This is a genomic window from Streptomyces sp. NPDC048290, assembly GCF_040652095.1.
Lineage (GTDB): Bacteria > Actinomycetota > Actinomycetes > Streptomycetales > Streptomycetaceae > Streptomyces.
In genome coordinates this window covers 81,836-100,124 of record NZ_JBEZLM010000007.1, presented here as the reverse complement: position 1 = coordinate 100,124, position 18,289 = coordinate 81,836, and the positions used below count along the sequence as shown (strand labels likewise).

At 71.3% G+C, this 18,289-nt stretch carries 14 protein-coding genes, 1 tRNA gene and 1 pseudogene; 5 read left to right on the top strand and 11 right to left on the bottom strand.

The window, feature by feature from the left end; translation table 11 throughout:
* Positions 1 to 170: 170 nt before the first annotated feature.
* Positions 171 to 244: transfer RNA gene (locus tag AB0D49_RS14030), tRNA-Met, on the bottom strand.
* A gap of 53 nt (positions 245 to 297) precedes the next feature.
* Positions 298 to 3,273, bottom strand: a complete 2,976-nt coding sequence (locus AB0D49_RS14025; protein WP_362756886.1) for a UPF0182 family protein — start codon at positions 3,271 to 3,273, stop codon at positions 298 to 300.
* 166 nt (positions 3,274 to 3,439) lie between these two features.
* On the opposite strand from AB0D49_RS14025, the gene AB0D49_RS14020 reads away from it, so the two are divergent.
* A complete protein-coding gene (locus AB0D49_RS14020) occupies positions 3,440 to 3,982 on the top strand; it encodes a PPA1309 family protein (RefSeq protein ID WP_362756055.1) in 543 nt (180 codons plus the stop codon).
* 426 nt (positions 3,983 to 4,408) lie between these two features.
* On the opposite strand, the gene AB0D49_RS14015 is transcribed toward AB0D49_RS14020, so the two are convergent.
* The 4 genes from AB0D49_RS14015 to AB0D49_RS14000 form a co-directional block, all read right to left on the bottom strand.
* Positions 4,409 to 5,506 carry a PDZ domain-containing protein gene (locus AB0D49_RS14015; RefSeq protein WP_362756052.1) on the bottom strand — a complete coding sequence of 366 codons (1,098 nt, stop codon included), beginning with the start codon at positions 5,504 to 5,506 and terminating at the stop codon, positions 4,409 to 4,411.
* Positions 5,507 to 5,579: 73 nt separating this feature from the next.
* Positions 5,580 to 5,852, bottom strand: coding sequence for a hypothetical protein (locus AB0D49_RS14010; RefSeq protein WP_362756944.1), 273 nt, complete (start codon positions 5,850 to 5,852; stop codon positions 5,580 to 5,582).
* A 169-nt stretch (positions 5,853 to 6,021) separates the two neighbouring features.
* Complete coding sequence (locus AB0D49_RS14005; RefSeq protein WP_362756883.1) at positions 6,022 to 6,474, bottom strand: molybdenum cofactor biosynthesis protein MoaE; 453 nt, start codon at positions 6,472 to 6,474, stop codon at positions 6,022 to 6,024.
* Positions 6,475 to 6,968: 494 nt separating this feature from the next.
* Positions 6,969 to 8,087: an SDR family oxidoreductase gene (locus AB0D49_RS14000; protein ID WP_362756049.1), complete on the bottom strand. Its 1,119-nt coding sequence runs from the start codon at positions 8,085 to 8,087 to the stop codon at positions 6,969 to 6,971.
* A 192-nt stretch (positions 8,088 to 8,279) separates the two neighbouring features.
* On the opposite strand from AB0D49_RS14000, the gene AB0D49_RS13995 reads away from it, so the two are divergent.
* Together AB0D49_RS13995 and AB0D49_RS13990 are read left to right on the top strand one after the other, a co-directional pair.
* Positions 8,280 to 9,746 carry a zinc-dependent metalloprotease gene (locus tag AB0D49_RS13995; RefSeq protein WP_362756046.1) on the top strand — a complete coding sequence of 489 codons (1,467 nt, stop codon included), beginning with the start codon at positions 8,280 to 8,282 and terminating at the stop codon, positions 9,744 to 9,746.
* Entirely contained in the window at positions 9,743 to 10,291 is a 549-nt protein-coding gene (locus tag AB0D49_RS13990) for an NUDIX domain-containing protein (RefSeq protein WP_362756043.1), read from the top strand. The genes AB0D49_RS13995 and AB0D49_RS13990 overlap by 4 nt, the downstream gene beginning before the upstream one ends.
* A 164-nt stretch (positions 10,292 to 10,455) precedes the next feature.
* On the opposite strand, the gene AB0D49_RS13985 is transcribed toward AB0D49_RS13990, so the two are convergent.
* The 4 genes and pseudogenes from AB0D49_RS13985 to AB0D49_RS13970 all read right to left on the bottom strand — a co-directional run.
* Positions 10,456 to 11,208 carry an AIM24 family protein gene (locus AB0D49_RS13985; RefSeq protein ID WP_362756040.1) on the bottom strand — a complete coding sequence of 251 codons (753 nt, stop codon included), beginning with the start codon at positions 11,206 to 11,208 and terminating at the stop codon, positions 10,456 to 10,458.
* 26 nt (positions 11,209 to 11,234) lie between these two features.
* Complete coding sequence (locus tag AB0D49_RS13980; protein WP_362756037.1) at positions 11,235 to 11,912, bottom strand: AIM24 family protein; 678 nt, start codon at positions 11,910 to 11,912, stop codon at positions 11,235 to 11,237.
* An 8-nt stretch (positions 11,913 to 11,920) separates the two neighbouring features.
* Positions 11,921 to 13,774 carry a TerD family protein gene (locus AB0D49_RS13975; protein WP_362756034.1) on the bottom strand — a complete coding sequence of 618 codons (1,854 nt, stop codon included), beginning with the start codon at positions 13,772 to 13,774 and terminating at the stop codon, positions 11,921 to 11,923.
* Positions 13,775 to 14,277: 503 nt separating this feature from the next.
* Positions 14,278 to 14,868: pseudogene (locus AB0D49_RS13970) on the bottom strand (M48 family metallopeptidase); the annotation flags it as partial.
* 225 nt (positions 14,869 to 15,093) lie between these two features.
* On the opposite strand from AB0D49_RS13970, the gene AB0D49_RS13965 reads away from it, so the two are divergent.
* Positions 15,094 to 16,395, top strand: coding sequence for a TOMM precursor leader peptide-binding protein (locus tag AB0D49_RS13965; RefSeq protein ID WP_362756031.1), 1,302 nt, complete (start codon positions 15,094 to 15,096; stop codon positions 16,393 to 16,395).
* Positions 16,388 to 17,908 (top strand): AarF/ABC1/UbiB kinase family protein, encoded by a 1,521-nt coding sequence (locus tag AB0D49_RS13960; protein ID WP_362756028.1) that lies wholly within the window; start codon positions 16,388 to 16,390, stop codon positions 17,906 to 17,908. Before AB0D49_RS13965 ends, AB0D49_RS13960 begins: the two co-directional genes overlap by 8 nt.
* Positions 17,909 to 18,010: 102 nt before the next feature.
* On the opposite strand, the gene AB0D49_RS13955 is transcribed toward AB0D49_RS13960, so the two are convergent.
* A complete protein-coding gene (locus tag AB0D49_RS13955; RefSeq protein ID WP_362756025.1) occupies positions 18,011 to 18,220 on the bottom strand; it encodes a hypothetical protein in 210 nt (69 codons plus the stop codon).
* Positions 18,221 to 18,289 lie beyond the last annotated feature (69 nt).

The window sequence follows — 18,289 nt, the reverse complement described above, 5'->3', positions numbered from 1 at the left end:
CAGAGAGACAAGTCAAACACAGCTGCCCCAACTCTCCACGGCGGCACGGCGACGCGTGTCCCGGTACCTGCGCCGACATGCGCGCCGATACCGCGTCCGCACAGCACGAAGGCCCGAATCCGATAAGGATTCGGGCCTTCGCCGTCACACGCCCAAGGCGTCGACTTCAGTAGCGGGGACAGGATTTGAACCTGCGACCTCTGGGTTATGAGCCCAGCGAGCTACCGAGCTGCTCCACCCCGCGCCGTTGTGCGGCAACCGTACCACGGCGCGGGAGGAGCCTTTCGATCAAGCCCGTCAGCCGGGGTCAGGACTGCCCGACGGGCTGGCGGACGGACTGCCCGAGGGACGGGCACCGGGGCTGCCCGACGGACTGGGGCTCGGGCTCGCGCTGTTCCCGCCGCCGGAACCGCTCGGCTGGGTCTGCGCGTCCTCGGCCCGCTGGAGCGCCTCCTCCAGCTCCTTCTGCGCCCGGCCGTACGCCTCCCAGTCACCGTTCTTGAGGGCTTCCTGGCCCTCGTCGAACGCCTTCTGGGCGTCGTCCAGCGCCTGTTGCACCGTCGGGTTGTCGGACGTCGGCGGTGGCGGCTCGGTGCCGCCGTCGTCCGGTGGCGGCTGGGGAGCCGTCCCCTCGGCGCCGAAGATCTTGTTCAGCGCCTCGTCGAGGGTGTCCTCGAACGCCGTGTTGCCGCCGTAGGAGACCAGCACCTTGCGCAGCAGCGGGTACTTCAGCCCGCCACCGCGGACATACACCGGCTCCACGTACAGCAGGCCGCCGTTCAGGGGCACGGTCAGCAGGTTGCCGTACTCCACCTCCGAGTCGCCGCCTCTGAGGAGCCTGATCGACTCGGCGATGTCCTGTTCGGAGTTGAACTGGCTCTGGACCTGTTTAGGTCCGTCGACGGTGGTACTGGTCGGCAGTTTCAGGATTCTGATCTTGCCGTAGTCGTCCGTACCGGCTTCCGCGTCGACCGCCATGAACGCGCTCAGGTTGTCCCGCCCGTTGGGCGTGAACGTCGTCGTCAGCGAGAACGCCTGCTGCTGCTGGTCCGGCATCCTCATGCTGAGGTAGTACGGCGGCACCGCGTTGCCCGACTTGTTGGTCGGGTCGTCCGGCACCTGCCACACCTCGCTGCCGCTGAGGAAGGTGTCCGCGTCCTTGACGTGGTAGCGGGTCAGCAGCTCGCGCTGCACCTTGAACAGGTCCTGCGGGTAGCGCAGGTGGTCCATCAGGTCCTTGCTGATCTCGGTGCGCGGCTCGACCGTGCCGGGGAACGCCTTCATCCAGGTCTTGAGGACCGGGTCCTGGGTGTCCCACTGGTAGAGCTTGACCTCGCCGGTGTACGCGTCGACGGTGGCCTTCACCGAGTTGCGGATGTAGTTGACCTGGTTCTGCTGGGCCACCACCGCGCGGGAGTTGTTCGTCGCGGTCAGCGAGTCCGCCGTGGTGTCCCCGAGCGTGGTGCGCGAGGCGTACGGGTAGCCGTTGGTGGTCGTGTACGCGTCGACGATCCACTGGATGCGCCCGTTCACGACCGCCGGGTAGGCGTCGCCGTCGATGGTCAGCCAGGGCGCGACGGCCTCGACCCGGTCCTTGGGCGTGCGCTCGTACAGAATGCGCGAGCCCTCGCCGATCGCTCCCGAGTACAGGATCTGCGGCTCGCTGAACGACACCGCGTAGGCGGCCCGGTTGATCGGGTTGGAGAGATCGACCCCGCTGTCACCCTGGTAGGTGTAGGTCTTCTCACCACTGTCGTCGGAGTAGTCGATCTCCTTCTGGGGACCGCCGACGATCGAGTACTCGGTGGTCTTCTCGCCGTAGTAGATCCGCTGCTCGTACTCGCCCAGCTTGCCCTTCGACGGCAGATCGGACTCGGTGAAGACCGGACGGCCCTCGGAGTCCGCCGTGGTGCCCTCGGCGGCGACCACGCCATAGCCGTGGGTGTAGCGGAAGTGGGTGTTGATCCAGTTCTGCTTGTCCACGCCCGCGAGGTTCAGCTCGCGCAGACCGATGACCGTGTCCTGGTCCTGGCCGTTCGCGCTGTAGCGGTCCACGTCCAGGTTGGTCGGGAACGCGTAGTACTTCCGCATCTGCTGGAGCTGCTGGAAGGTCGGCGAGACGATGTTCGGGTCCATGATGCGGATGCTGGCGGTCTGGTCGACCTCGTCCCGCAGCGCGGCCAGATCCTCGGTGTCGCTCTTGCCGTCGTAGTCGGTGACCTGGGCGTCCGCGATGTCGTACGCGTCACGGGTCGCCTCCAGGTTCTTGGCGACATACGGGGCTTCCTTGGCCTGCTCATTGGGCTGGACCTGGAACTTCTGCACGATCGCCGGGTAGAGCCCGCCGATCAGGATCGCCGAGAGCACCAGCAGCCCGAAGCCGATCACCGGCAGCTGCCAGGTCCGCCGCCACAGAGTGGCGAAGAACAGCAGGGCACAGATGATCGCGATACAGAACAGGATCGTCTTGGCCGGCAGATACGCGTTGGCGTCCACGTACCGCAGACCGGTCCAGCTGTCCGTGGCCTTGAAGTCGCTGGACTTCACCGCCAGGCCGTACCGGTCGAGCCAGTACGCCACGGCCTTCAGGGAGACGAACAGTCCGATCAGCACCGACAGGTGGCCGGTGGCCGCGGACGTGGCCCGCGCACCCGGGCTGGTGACCCGCAGACCGCCGTAGAGGTAGTGGGTCAGGGCGGCGGCGATCACGGACAGGATCGTGGCCGCGAAGCCGAAGCCCAGCAGGAAGCGGTACCAGGGCAGGTCGAACGCGTAGAACGACACGTCCAGGTTGAACTGCGGGTCCTTCTGGCCGAAGGGCACGCCGTTGACCCACATCAGCCAGGTGCGCCACTGCCCGGAGGCGGAGGCACCGGCGATCAGGCCGACCAGCGCGGTGATCCCGAGCAGCAGCCACTTCTTGTAGGGCGCGATCCCCATCCGGTACCGGTCGAGGTTCTGCTGCTCCATCGACATCGCGCTCAGCGGCGGGCGCAGCCGGTGGGCCAGCCAGATGTTGAAGCCCACCGCCAGGGCCATGAGCAGGCCGAAGACGAAGAAGAGGCCGATCTTGGTCCACAGGGTGGTGGTGAAGACCGACGAATAATTGACCGACCGGTACCAGAGCCAGTCCGTCCAGAACCCCGCGAACATGGTGAACGCCATGCCGAGGACGGCGAGGACGCCCAGCGTCATGAGCAGGGTCCGGACCCGCCGGGACGGTCGGCCCACTCTGATCCGTGGCCCCGTCGGGCCTCCGCCGCGGTCCGGCATCTGGAATGCCAAGGTCTGCACCTCGAAGTTAGCTGTTGATCTGTCCGACCCGTCCCGTTTTCGGGCCGTCTGTAAGGGCCCCGTGATCGTAGGCCCTCACCTATGCAACTTACTCACGCTTTACTCGGTTCCCGATTTCGGGGAAGAACGAGGCAGGATTGTGACCATGTCCAACACCCCCATGGCGGCGAGCCCGCTCACCCGGGCCGTCCTGGAGATCGACGAGTACGTCTCCGGTCTCGGCTGGGACCAGCCCGCCCGTCTCTTCGCCCTCGTCGACACCGCCCGGCTCCGGGCTCAGGAACCCTCCCTCGCCACCCAGCTCGGTCTCGGTGAGGAGCAGGAAGCCGTCGGCCTCACACCGATCGAGCAGGACGAACTGGCAACGGACAAGCCGCTCGACGAGTTCCTCGCCACCATCGCCTGGCCGGACGCGGTCGCCGGATGCGCGCTGAGCGTGGAGCGGCTGATGCTGCCGCCGTCCGCCGAGGCCCAGGTCCCGCAGGATCTGGACGAGGCCGCGCTGGCCCAGTGGGTGGCCGCGCACCCCGGCCGCCAGGAGGTCCGGATGACGGTCGCGGTGCTGCGTGACGGGGGCCGGGAGTCGGCGCTGCGGCTGCGCGCCAAGGACACGCCTACGGAGGTTGTCACGGGCTCGGAGCTGGTGCCGGGGCTGGCGGAGGCGCTGGCGGCGACGTTCGCGGACTGAACGGGCCGGGAGGGGCCGGGAGGGGTGGGAAGGGGTGGGAAGGGTCAGGAGGGGGCGTAGCGGGCCGTAGCGGGTTGTAGCGGGCGGAATGGGGTCGGGCGGGGCTGCCGGTCGGGGGCGGTGAGGCGGCGGGACTGCTGGGCCGGGAGCCGTGCGGCGGCGGGGCGGCTGTCGGGTTCCGCGCGGGGCCCGGTCCATGTGGAGTCCGGTCGGCCTGGAGTCCGGTCGGCGCGGGACCCGGTCCCCGGCTGTCCGGTTCCGCGCGGGGCCCGGTCCAAGTGGAGTCCGGTCGGCCTGGAGTCCGGTCGGTGCGGGGCCTGGTCCGCGCGGGACCCGGTCCGCGCGGAGCCCGGTCGGCGCGGGACTCGGTCCGCGCGGGACCCGGTCCGCGTGGAGCCCGGTCGGCCCGAGCCCCGGCCCTCCCGGTCAGCCCTTCGCCGAGCAGGTGGACAGCGCGGCGGTGTCGCCGTCGCGGATGTCCTTGAGGGCGTTCAGCGCGTCGTCGATGGTGGCCACCTTGACCAGCGTCAGCCCGTCGGGCGTGTCCTTGGCGGCGGCCTCGCAGTTGTCGGCGGGCGTCAGGAAGTACCGCGCGCCCTTGTCCCGGGCCCCGACCGTCTTCATCTCGACGCCGCCGATCGGACCGACCTTGCCCTCGTCGTCGATCGTCCCGGTCCCGGCGACGAACGAGCCACCGGTGAGGCTGCCCGGGGTCAACTTGTCGTAGATGCCGAGCGCGAACATGAGTCCGGCGCTCGGCCCGCCCACGTCGGCAAGCTTGATGTCGATGGTGAACGGGAACGTGTGGTCGGTCCCGGCGGAGATGCCGACGATGGCGCGCTTCTCGCCGGTGTCGTCCGAGGCGGCCGTCTTGACGGTGATCTTCTCGGTCTTCTCCGGCTGCCGCTTCTCCTTCTCGGCGGCGGCCTGCTCACTAGCGGGGACGATGGTGAAGACCACGTCCTCGCCCGGCTCGTGCCGGGTCACCAGCTCGGCGACATCGGCCGGAACCTTGACCTCCGTACCGTCCACGGCCTTGATCACATCGCCCGCGTGCAGCACACCCTCGGCCGGGGAGTCCTTGACCACGGTGGAGACGATCACCCAGGACTGCACCGGGACGTCCAGCGCCTCCAGGGCGGCGACCTTGGCGCTCTCCTGGGACTGGCTGAACTCCTCGGCGTTCTCCTGCGTCGACTGCTCCTCGGTCTGCCCGTCCGGGTAGAGCGTGTCGTGGGGCACGACCTTGTTGTCGTGGGCGAGCCAGCCGTAGACCGCCTCGACGAGGTTCATCCGGTAGTCGGCGCTGGTGACCCGGACCGTCGTCATGTTGAGATGGCCGTCCGTGGGGTACGTCTTGCGCCCGGAGATCTGGAGCACCGGCTCCCCGTCGTGGTCCCCCAGCGTGTTCACCGTCGGGCCCGGGGACATCTCCGAGTACGGCACCTTGATGAGCACCCCGGCGCACAGCAGCGCGATCAGCATCAGGGTGGACGCGAGCATCGTCACGGTACGGCGTGGCATGGTCAGACAGTACGGGACGCTTCTGTCAGCGCACCGTCAGGGCGTCCGGTCGGGGCACGGGTGCACGGCCCGCTCAGGAAGCGGAACGGGAGTCCTCCGGTACGGGGGTCTCGGCCGGGGTGTCCGCGGGGATGTCCGCGCGGGTGTTCGCCGGGACGGTGGCCGGGGTCGTGACGGTGGTCGTGGCCGGAGTCGTGGACTTCTCCATCGCCGCGCGGAATCTCGCGTATCCGTCCAGCTCGGGGCCGTCGCTGCGGGCCTTGCGGGTGCGGTTGGCCCAGCTTCCCCACAGCCCGGCGGCGACCGCGGCCACCAGCGGAATCAGCAACCAGGCGAGCGCCGCCATGCCGACCTCCCAACCCCAGACGAGTCCGCAACCGACGGAACGTCCGCAACCGACTGAAACTGACCGATCAGCAGATTAACCGTCCGCACTGACAACGCTCACGGCAGGGGTGCGGTTACGCAAGCGGAGGGGGTGCAAGGGGGGTGGCTCAGCGGGGCGCCGGACGGCCTCAGCAGGCGCCGACCCATTCCTCGGTGCCGTCGGAGAACGACTGGTGCTTCCAGATCGGCACCTCGTGCTTGAGGGTGTCGATCAGCATCCGGCAGGCGTCGAACGCCTCGCCCCGGTGCGGACAGGCGACGGCGACGACCACGGCGAGATCACCGACCCGCAGATCCCCCACGCGGTGCACGGCCGCCAGCGCGCGTACCGGGTACTCGGCGGCGACCTTCTCGGCGATCCGCCGCATCTCGGCCTCGGCGGACGGATGGCAGGAGTAGCCGAGCCCGTCGACATCGGCACCGCCGTCGTGATTGCGTACGGTGCCCACGAACAGGACGATCCCTCCGGCGGCGGCGTCGCCGACGGCCGCGAACACCTCGTCGACGGAGAGCGGGGTCTCCCGGATGCCGATCAGCTTGATCGGCTCGTCACCGGCGTGCTCGCCCGGGTGGTCAGGAATCTCCGGGCGGTTCGCCCGAGCGGCCTGATCGACGGGACGGGAGGAACCGGGGGGACCGGCGGGGCCGGGGGGACCGGCGGGGCCGGGGGGACCGGCGGGACCGGCGGGTTCATGGGTGGCAACCATGTCCCCCATCGTGCCCGACGCTCCCGGACTTCGAAATACCGTTTCCACTTTCCCGGTGCGGGCAGCCCTCCGGTACGCGCTCTCCTGGTGCCGACGGCTCCCGCGGCACCCTTGTGCCGACTTCGGCAGCGCCGGCACTCGCTTTCCCGGCGTCGGCGGGGCCGGGTGTCCACGTTCCCGGGGTCGGCGGAGCCTGGCATCCCCCTTCCCGGCGTCGGCGAAGCCCGGTAGGCGCGTCCCCGGCATCGGCGGAGCCGGCAGCCATGTCCCCGGCGTCGACAGCGCCCGGCACCGGCCAGATCCCCCGGCCGCCGCCCTCCGCGGCACAGTGCGCCCCTCGGACGGGCCGCAATGCGCCCTCGGACGCCTCAGATCCTCCGCCGGGCCTTGCGCGCCCGCCGTACGACCGCCGCGGCGCCCAGCAGGGCCACCGTCGCCCCCGCGGCGCCCGCCGCTGTCGCGTCCTTGCGGCCCAGTCGCCGTCCGGCCACCGTGTGCCGCCCGGCGACCTCCTCCAGCAGTTCGGCGAGGACCTCCTCGTTGGTCCACCGGGGACGCCATCCGGCGTCGTGCAGACGGCTGCCGCTCACCACCCAGGGGTACATCGTGTAGGCGAGGTCCCCGGCCGGGGACGGCGTCAGCCCGATCCGGTGCAGCCGGGCCGCCGCGCCGAGCGCGACCGCGGAAGGCAGCTCCATGCGCCGGATTCCGCTCAGCTCCTCGACTTCCTCCTGTTCGAGCCAGCCGTCGCAGCCCACGACCAGCTCCCCCTCCACCTTCTCCAGCACCGCGTATTCGAGCGCCCCACACAGGTCCTCGACATGGCAGAACTGCCACGCGGGCCGCGACCCCGCCACCACCAGTAGCCGAGGCGACTCGAAGTACCTGGTCAGCGCGGTGTCCGTGCCTCCGACCAGCACGGCGGGCCGTACGACGGTCACATTGAGGCCGGGATGCGCGCGCGGAGCGCGCCGGGCGAGTCGCTCGATCTCCAGGAGGTCGCCGACGCCGGTGGCCTCCGCCGTGGCCCGCAGCTCCGCGTCCTCCGACAGGGGCAGCTCATTGTCGGGCAAGGCTCCATAGACCATGGCCGAGGTGCAGAGCACGACCCTGTGGACCCCGGCCGCCGCGGCGGCGGTCAGTACGGTCTGCGTACCCCGTACGTTGTACGCGGTCCGTGCGGCGGCGTCCGTCTCCAGGTCCAGGTCCAGCGCGAGGTGGACCACCACGTCGGCGCCGCGCAGCTTGTCGGCGATGGCCGGATCACGGACGTCCAGGATGTGCCAGCGGGCGTCCGCGCACTCGCCGCGGCGCTCGTCGATGGCGATGACCTGCTTGATCTCGCCGGACGCGGCGAGCCGCTCGGTGAGCATCGCGCCCACACCGGTCGCCGCGCCGGTGACCGCGACGACGGGCCCGGTCGAGGGAGCGGGCGAGGAGGTTGAGTGGTTTCGCGGTGCGCGAACCTGCGGATCTGGGGAACTCACCGGGCGTCTCCAGCGGTTGTCTACGTACGTAGCGCGCGTGACGCGTACGTACCAGGTGGCATCCATCCTGCCGCAGCGCTGCTGTGGGCGAAGCACCGAGGCCCTATCCGCCCGGGGTGTCTAGGCTGGGTGGTGTTGTCGGGCAGTCGTGCCGCCGGAAAGAACCGGTGGCCTTACCAGCCGAGGAATCCCGTGAGTGACACCCCATTCGGATTCGGCCTTCCGCCGGAGGAGCCGGACGACGGCGACGAGGGCAAGAAGAAGGACCAGGAGAGCGGTGGTGGTCAGGGACCGGGCAACCCGTTCGGTTTCGGGCTGACCGGGGCCGGTGGCCCCGGTGCGGACAATCCGCTCGCCGCCATGTTCGGGTCGTTGAACCCCACCGACCTGGGCGCCGCGTTCCAGCAGCTGGGCCAGATGCTCTCCTATGAGGGCGGCCCGGTGAACTGGGACATGGCCAAACAGATCGCCCGCCAGACGGTGTCCCAGGGCACCGCGGACGGTGTGAAGGACGCGAGCGTGGGCCCCGCCGAGCGCACGGCCGTGCAGGAGGCCGTCCGGCTGGCCGACCTGTGGCTGGACGACGCGACCTCGCTGCCGTCCGGCGCGAACACCGCGGTGGCGTGGAGCCGCGCGGAGTGGGTCGAGGCCACACTGCCCGCCTGGAAGGAGCTGGTCGACCCGGTCGCCGAGCGGGTGGGCGGCGCCATGGGCGACATCCTCCCGGAGGAGATGCAGGTCATGGCCGGGCCGCTGATCGGCATGATGCGCTCCATGGGCGGCGCCATGTTCGGTACGCAGATCGGCCAGGCCGTGGGCGTCCTCGCGGGCGAGGTCGTCGGCTCGACCGACATCGGCCTCCCGCTGGGCCCCACCGGCAAGGCCGCGCTGCTGCCGCTGAACATCGAGGCATTCGGCAAGGACCTCGGCGTGCCCAAGGACGAGGTGCGGCTGTATCTCGCCCTGCGCGAGGCGGCGCATCAGCGACTCTTCGTACATGTGCCGTGGCTGCGCGCACACCTGTTCGGCGCGGTCGAGGGCTATGCGCGCGGGATCAAGGTCGACACGGCCAAGCTGGAGGACGTGGTCGGCCAGTTTGACCCGCAGAACCCCGAGGAGCTTCAGCAGGCGCTCCAGCAGGGCATGTTCCAGCCGGAGGACACCCCGCAGCAGAAGGCGGCCCTGGCCCGGCTGGAGACGGCTCTGGCGCTGGTGGAGGGCTGGGTCGACGCGGTGGTGCACGCCGCCGCCAAGCCCCGGCTGTCGTCCGCCGACGCGCTGCGCGAGACCCTGCGCCGCCGCCGGGCCACGGGCGGCCCGGCCGAGCAGACCTTCGCCACGCTGATCGGCCTGGAGCTGCGCCCGCGCCGCCTGCGGGACGCCTCCCGCCTGTGGGCGTCCCTGACGGACGCGCGCGGGGTGGACGGCCGGGACGCCCTGTGGAGCCACCCGGACATGCTGCCGACCGCCTCCGACCTGGACGACCCGGACGGCTTCGTGCATCGCGAGCAGATCGATTTCTCCGAGCTGGACAAGATGCTCGGCGAGGCGGCGAGCGGCTCCACGGGCTCCTCCGGCGCCCCGGACCTGAAGAAGGGCGATGCCGAGCCCGACGACAGCGACGGCGAGAGCGACGGAAAGGGCGACGGCACCGCGTGAGCCTGTACGACGACGCGATCCTGGTCCTCAAGGGCTACGAGAGCTCCGAGGGCCGGGACGAGGAGCAGCGCGCGCTGGGCCAGTCCTATCTTGACCATCTCGCCGCCCACCCGGACGGCCTGTGGAAGTCCTGCCACGCGGGGCATGTCACGGCGAGCGCGCTGGTGATCGACCCCCCGCGCGGGCGGGTGCTGCTCACCCTGCACAGGAAGCTGCGCATGTGGCTCCAGATGGGCGGCCACTGCGAGCCGGGCGACCCCGCCCTCGCGGCGGCGGCCCTGCGGGAGGCGCGCGAGGAGTCGGGCGTCGAGGGGCTGAGCCTGCTGCCGGGCGGCCCGCTGCGCCTGGACCGCCATCCGATCCCGGCGCCGTGCCACTGGCACTACGACGTCCAGTACGCCGTCCTGGCGCCCCCGGACGCGCTGCACACGGTGAGTGACGAGTCGCTCGACGTCCGCTGGTTCGGCTACGGCGAGGTCGCGGAGGTGGCCGACGACTCGGTCGTACGGCTGCTGGGGGCTGCGCGGGAGCGGCTCGGGGAGTGAGCGTGGTGGCGTCGGTGGGGCAGGCGGCGCCAAGGTCGGCGACACCTGGGTAAGGGGCGCCCGCATGGGCGGGCGCCCCTTACTTGTCCGCAGGAGATGTCTGCGGCAGCTCCGACCGGGCTCCGCGGGGAGCCCGGTCGGGGCAGAGCCGTCGGAGCGGTGCCTCAGTTGCGGCTGCCGCCGAGCGAGTTTCCGCTCAGGCCGCCAGAACCCATGCCGAACTGGCCGAGCACGCCGGAGGCGCGCACATGCTGCGGCGGAAGCAGCTCGCTGGGCTGCACCAGGACGTGTCCGGTCCCGGAGAAGTGCATCTCCCAGCCCTCGCCGGTGGAGCCGCGGCGGCGCCATACGGCCGATGTCGAGGTCGGCGCCTGGAGCTGGGTGCGCAGCGAGGTGGACCAGGCGATGACCGCGTCCGAGTCGCAGCAGATGTTCTTCTCGGGCGTCACCTCCAGGACCAGGGGCTCGCCGGAGGTCATCAGGACGACCTGTCCGCCGCCGGACAGCTCCAGGTTGTAGGCGCCCGCGGAGGCGACCTCCACGGCGCTGTCGATGGCGACGATGCCGACGTTGAGCGCGTCGTCGAAGGCGAGCACGGCGGAACTGTCGACGGTGATCCCGGAGCCGACGTCCATGATGTGCAGGTACTGCGCGAAGTTGGCGAGATAGACGATCCCGTTGCCCTTGCAGCGCATCAGCTCCAGTTGCTCGCCGGTCATCCGCTCGACATTGCGCCAGCCCCGGTTGCGGTACTGGCTGTCGAACTCGACCTGTCCCTCGAAGGCGACCATGGCGCCCTGCCGGGCCAGTACGGCGCCGCGGCCCAGGGTGACATCGGTCTTGAGGAGTTGCGGATTCTGGAGGGTGTAGCGCGCGGTGTGCTCCACCGGGATGTGCGCGAAGAGTGTGCTGTGCATTGTGCTGGTGCTCCTCTCAGCCCCGGTCAGCCACGGATCTTGAAACGGTCGCCGGTGTCCTCGCTGGGCTGGACGACCACGAAGCCCTGTCCTTTGAACCCGATCTGGAACGCCTCACCGCTGCCGCGCCCGATGAGCGCGCTCGCCTTCACGCTCCGGCGGGCCTTCATGTCGAGCCCCTCCGTCCAGGCGATCAGCGCGTCCGGGTCGACATAGGTCTCGCGTTCGGCGCAGTCCAGGGAGATCGGGATGCCCCGGGTGACCAGGGCGACCCAGCCGGTGCCCCGGACGACCAGGTTGGTGAGCCCCGAACCGGAGAGCTTGGCGAGGCCCTTGACCGGCTCGATGGTCAGCCCCAGGGAGGCGTCGCAGGCCAGCAGGGTGGGGCCGTTGACGGACAGCGCCTCGTTGTTCAGATGGACGACGAGGATCTCACCGCCGTAGTCCGCGAGGTACAGCTCGCCGTCGCCGCGGCAGAGCATGAGTCTGCCGCCCTCGCCGGTGACCATCTCCTCGGCGCTGCGGCGCAACGTGCCGGGTGCCGCGTCGAACTGCACATAGCCGTCGTACGCGATCATCGATCCGGCCTTGGCGTACAGGTCCTGGCCGCTGACCATGGTGACCTTGAGCGTCTTGGAGTTGTGCACGGCCATCCGGACGCCGGTGGAGGCGGAGCGCTGCGCGTGGAGTTGCTGGAGGTCCATGGAGTGCCTCACACCTCGAAGGGCTGGACGACGACGAAGTTGCCGGGCGCGCCGCGGAACTGGAGGTTCACGGCCTCCGAGTTCTGCCGGGCGTATCCGGAGCGGCGCAGCCTGAGCGAGGTGGTGGTGACCGCCTGCGCGCCCGCGGACCAGGCGATGACGGCGTTTCCGTCCACATACGTGGCCGGTCCGACGGGCAGCACCACAGGCACCCCGCGGGTCTTCACGACGACCGCGCCGGTCCCGGAGAAGAGCATGCTGAACAGTCCGCCGCCGGGCAGTCCGGCGCCCTCGATCCGGCGGATCTCGGTGTCCAGGGCCTCGTCGAAGGCGAGGACGCCCCGGGCGCTGGTGTAGAGCTGCTCGCCCTGGAGGCGGATCACGAAGAGCCGGCTGGCCTCGTCGGCGAGGAACACCTCGCCGTCGCCGGAGCAGCGCATCAGGGCCATGCCCTGGCCGGTGAGCTGCCCGGTGAGCTTGCCGAGCAGCCCGGAGCCCTTGTGGGCGAAGTCGATGTCGCCCTGGTAGGCCACCATGGAGCCCTGTTTGGCGAGGATGTTGGCGCCCTTGGTGAGGGTCGCGCGCACCAGCTCGGGGTTCTGCTCGGTCCAGCGGTCGCCGACGGGCGCCTCCGCGTACCGGGCGAGGACATTGCGCAGCCCGGCCTCCGGCGGCACGGGAGCGAGCTGTGCGGCACCGCCGAAGGGCTGGGCCTGGCCGGGGAAGGCGGGGCCGCCGGGCGGGGGCGTGAACGGGCCGCCGACGGGTGCGCCGGGGGGTGTGAAGGGACCGCCGGCCGGGGCTCCGCCAGGAGGTGTGAACGGGCCGCCGGCCGGGGCTCCGCCAGGAGGTGTGAACGGGCCGCCGGCCGGGGCTCCGCCAGGAGGTGTGAACGGGCCGCCGGCCGGGGCTCCGCCAGGAGGTGTGAACGGGCCGCCGGCCGGGGCTCCGCCGCCGGGCGGCGTGAACGGGCCGCCCTGGGGCGCGACTGGCGCGGCGGGCGGCGCGCCCGGAGGCGGCACCGTGCCGCCGGGCGGGGTGTGCAGCGGCGCGACGACGGTCTGCGCGGAGTGCACGTTGGGCGCGGGCGCCGGGGACGGCGGCGGGGTCGCTCCGGGCGGCGGGGCGAAGCCCTGCGCGGGGACGGGTGCGGGCGCCGGGGCAGGCGCGGGCGGGGCAGGCGCCTGGGGCGGCACAGGGGCCGCGGGCGCCGCGGGGGCGGGCGGGGCGGCGAAGGCGGGCGGCGCGGCGGCCTGCGCGGGCGGCGCGAAGCCGGGCGCGGCGCCGGGCGGCGCGGACTGCGGCTCGGGCTCCGGCGCTGCGGGGGTCTCCTCCTCCATGACCTCGCCGCCGAAGTTCTTCAGCAGCGCGTCCAGACCACCGTCGAAGCCCTGTCCGACCGCCGCGAACCGCCAGACGTCCTTGAGGTAGAAGTCGCCCAGCATCACCGCGCGCTCGGTGGTGAACTCCGAGCCGTCGAAGGCGTAGCGGGCCACCTCCTCGCCGCCCGCGACGATCCGCAGGTACCCGGGGCCGACCTGGGACATCTGTCCGTCGCCGTCGAGGGTCGCCGTGAACGACAGCTTCTGGATCTCCGGCGGAACCTGGTCCAGGGTGACCCTGAACGACTCGGTGTCACCCGCCTGGGCACCCAGCAGTTGGAGCGACTCCTCCGGTGACTTCGGCTGGTTGAAGAAGATGAAGTACCGGTCGTCGGAGAGCCGTTCGTCGGAGTCGAGTCCGAAGCAACTGATGTCGAAGGTCAGTCCGGGCCCCGAGATCTGCACACCTACATACAGATCGGTCCCCGCGGTGAGATCGCTGATCCTGGCCTTGTGGCCGCGTTGGAATTCCCTGGCCATGCGCTACGACCGTCCCCCATCCCGATGGTGAATGCGTCGCGTCAGGCTAACGGCAATCCCGGACAACGGACGAAGTCGGTACAGACCCGGTACAGAACGAAGACTCCCGGCCATGGGGTGATCACCGGACATGGGACACGCCGGGCGGGCGTGGCGCGCGCACGGGGGGGGCGGCTCCCCGCGCGGGAGGCGGCGCCTTGTCGGGGTGGTGTCCGCGGTGCCCCCGCGCGGGGGCCGCTCACACGCCGACCGGACGGCTCCCCGCGCGTGAGGGCGTCACGGGGTCGGGCCCGTACGAGCCTCCAGGAGCGGGACGGTCCCCGCGCGTGAGGGCGTCACACGCGGAACGCGGCCCCGCCCCCGTCGCCCTGCTCCACGTCGGTGTCCGTATCGGTATCCGCGTAGGTATCGGTATCCCTGCCGGGACCGGCACCGGTACCGGGATCGGTGTCGCTGTCGAGGTCGTCGTGGAGATCGCCGTCGGTGTCCGGCCCGCCGCGTCCCTCGCGGGCTCCGGGCAGGTGCGGCAGCCGGTCGGCGGCGACCACGCCCTCCAGATAGCCGCGCGCCCGCTCCGTACGCGGGTACGCCTCCAGCAGCCGCCAGAAGCGCGGGCCGTGTCCGGGCACCAGCAGATGCGCCAGCTCATGGAGGAGGACGTAGTCGACGACGTACTCGGGCATTCCCTGGAGCCGGTGGGAGAGCCGGATGCTGCCGTCGGACGGGGTGCAGGAGCCCCAGCGGGTGTTCTGGTTGGTGACCCAGCGCACGGAGACGGGGCGGGCCCGGCCGTCGAAGTACTGCGCCGACAGCCGCTCGGCGCGCTCGGCCAGCTCACCGTCGCCCAGTACCCGCTTGCTCTCCTGGGCGGCCAGCTTGTCCAGCATGACGCTCACCCAGCGTTGCTCCTCCGCCTCGGACATCCGGGCAGGGATGAGCACGACGGTGCGATCGCCCTCGCGGTACGCCGAGACGGTCCGTCGGCGACGGGCGCTTCTGCGTACCTCGATCGCGCTCGCCCCCGAGCCGCCGGGCGGCTGGCTCGTCGTGCTGCGCTGTGCTGTTCCGGCGCGGTGCAGTGGGTCGGCGGACACGCCCCGACGTTACCCGCTGCACATGAGTGAAGTCTTGACTCCGGAACCGTTCCGTTGCCGATCCCCCACCAAGCGTCTGATTTGTACGACGAATACCTGACGCCTGTGGACAACTTTCCGCCTCGACGGCCGGGTCCGTGCATCCTGGATCACATCGGCGGAGCGGGGCCGCGGTGCTCCCCCGGCGATTCCACCGGCGAACGTCCGAGGCTACGGGGGCCTGACATGCATCCGAGGGTGAAACCCGCGCTGCGGCGCGGATGGCGCGACCTGAACACCGTGCAGTTCGGCATGGCACCGGCGCACGCGATGACGCTGGGCCCGATGGACCAGGCGACGGGCCACTTCCTGGAGCTGCTCAACGGCACGCGGGGGCTGCCGCTGCTGCGCGAGGAGGCCCGCAAGATGGATCTGCCGGACGGCCATGTCGACACGCTCGTCGACCGGCTGACCAGCGCGGGCCTGCTGGACGACGCCCGGGGCGGCGGACCGGCCGCCGATGCCCTGCGGGCCCGGAAGGACGTCCTCGACCGGCTGCGCCCGGACCAGGCGTCCCTGTCCGTGACCACCTCGGAGCCGGGTGAGGCCCTGGCCCGGCTGGCGGCCCGGCGGGCGGCGCGGGTCAGGGTGCTGGGCGCGGGCCGGGTGGGGGTGACGCTGGCCGCGCTGCTGTCGGCCGCGGGGGTCGGCGAGGTCGATGTGCGGGACATCGGCACGGTGGAGCCGTGGGACGTGGCGCCGGGCGGTCTGCCGCCCGAGTCGGTGGGTGAGCACCGTGCGGAGTCGGCCCGTCGCGCGGTGCGCCGGGCGGCCCCGGACCGGTCGCCGCGCCACACGCCCGGTCCGGCCGAGGAGAGCGGCGATCCGGGGCTGTCGCTGGTGATCCTGGCCCCGCGCGACGACGTGGCGATCCACGCTCCCGCTCCGGAGACCGCCCGCCCCTTCCTCTCCTCCGGCACACCGCATCTGTACGCGGGTGTGGTCGAGGCGACGGGGGTGGTCGGCCCGCTGGTCCTGCCTGGTGAGACGGGCTGCGCGGGCTGTCTCCAGGAGACCCGCGCGGATCGCGACCCGGACTGGCCCCGGCTGGTCACCCAGTGGCGCTCGGGCGGCCGGCGCCGCGAGGTGCCCGCCTGCGATCTGACGCTGGCCGGCACGGTCGCGGCCCTGGCCTCGGCCCATGCGCTGGCCTTCCTGGACGGCGGGGTACCCGCCACGGCGGGCGCCCGCTGGGAGCTGTCGCTGCCCGCCCTGCACTGGCACGCGCGCCCGGTCCTGCCGCACCCGGCCTGTCCGTGCGGTGCCGCGGAGAACACCGCGCGGCAGGACATGGAGCAGAGCACGGAGCAGGACTCGGAGAACGGCGCGGAGATCGGCGCGGAAAACCGCGCACAGAAAGGTAAGGGAGAACACACCTCAAAGGAGGGGCCCCCGCACGAGACAATGGCGGTGCGACGGTCGTCGAAGACGTCATGCCGTACCCCCGGCGCGGCGCGGCCGTCCGGCACTTGGAGGGCGCATGTCTGATCTTCCCCGGAAGGCGGTCACCCGGACCGCCAAGCTCGCCGCGCTCCCGCTCGGTTTCGCCGGACGGGCCACCTGGGGCCTGGGCAAGCGGATCGTGGGCGAATCGGCGGAGCTGGTCGGCCGCGAGCTTCAGCAGCGCACCGCGGAGCAGCTCTTCAAGGTGCTCGGCGAGCTGAAGGGCGGGGCGATGAAGTTCGGCCAGGCGCTGTCCGTCTTCGAGTCCGCCCTGCCCGAGGAGATCGCGGGACCGTACCGGGCGGCGCTGACCAAGCTCCAGGAGGCCGCTCCCCCGATGCCGACCCGCACGATGCACTCCGTGCTGGCCGAGCGGCTAGGCGAGGACTGGCGCGAGCTGTTCCTGGAGTTCGAGGACAAGCCCTCGGCGGCGGCCTCCATCGGTCAGGTGCACCGGGGGGTGTGGCGGGACGGCCGGGTGGTGGCGATCAAGGTCCAGTACCCGGGCGCGGGCGAGGCCCTGGTGTCCGACCTGAACCAACTGAGCCGCTTCTCCCGGCTCCTGGGCCCGCTGATCCCCGGGATGGACATCAAGCCGCTGATCGCGGAGTTGCGCGACCGGGTCTCCGAGGAGCTGGACTACGGACTGGAGGCCGAGGCCCAGCGGGTGCACGCAACTGAGTTCCTGGACGACCCGGACGTGGTGGTCCCGACGGTGGTCCACCAGTGCGACCAGGTGCTGATCACCGAGTGGATCGACGGCATCCCCCTGTCGGAGATCATCGCGGACGGCACCGAGGAGCAGCGCGACCGCGCGGGCCAGATCCTGGCCCGCTTCCTGTTCTCCGGCCCGGCGCGCACGGGCCTGCTGCACGCGGACCCGCACCCCGGCAACTTCCGGCTGCTGCCCGGCGGACCGGACGGCGAGGACGACTGGCGCCTCGGCGTCCTCGACTTCGGCACGGTCGACCGGCTCCCCGGCGGACTGCCCGAGCCGATCGGCGACAGCCTGCGCCTCACGCTGGACGGCGAGGCGGAGGCGGTCTACGAGATGCTGCGGGCGGAGGGGTTCGTCAAGGACTCGATAGAGCTGGACCCCGAGGCGGTCCTGGACTATCTGCTGCCGATCATCGAACCGGCCCGCGCGGAGGCGTTCACGTTCACCCGTGGCTGGATGCGCAGCCAGGCCGCCCGGATCGCCGACGTCCGCTCCCCCGCCTACCAGCTCGGCAAGCAGCTCAATCTGCCCCCGGCCTATCTCCTGATACACCGGGTGACGCTCAGCACGATCGGTGTCCTGTGCCAGCTCGGCGCGACGGTCCGGCTCCGCGACGAACTGGCGGAATGGCTGCCGGGATTCGTCCTGGACGAGGAACCGGAGGACAGGCAACCGGAGGACAGGGAACGGGAGGACATGGACCCGGGCGATGTGGACCCGGAGAACCTCGAACCGGAGGACCTGGACCCGGCGGACCTCGAGCCGGAAGACCTGGAGCCGGAGGGCCTGGAAGACGGCGGAGCCATGAAGGAGGAGCCGAAGGAAGCCGCGGGCGCATGATCCACCCCTGCCTCAGCCTCCACCCACCCCGTACCTTTACCTATCCCCTCTCTCCCTCTACCTCTGTCTCTGCCTCTCCCTGTGTCTCTGCCCCTGCCTCCCCTACCACCACGACGAGTCGAGCCGCCCCTCGATCGCTCTGAGGTGCGCCCGGGAGCAGGTGTCGCAGAAGTACTGACGCACACTGTTCTCGACGGAACAGGTCCAGGTGAGGCGTGACCCCTCGGCGGGCGTCCCGCAGCGGGCGCACACCAGGGTCCGGGCGGCCTCGGCCGGGCCGTCGCCGTCACTGACTCCGGCATCACTCGTCATCAGGTGACGATAACTCCGTATCAGGGCGATACCGGACACAACGCACCGCGGGGGCCGGTCCGTTCGGAC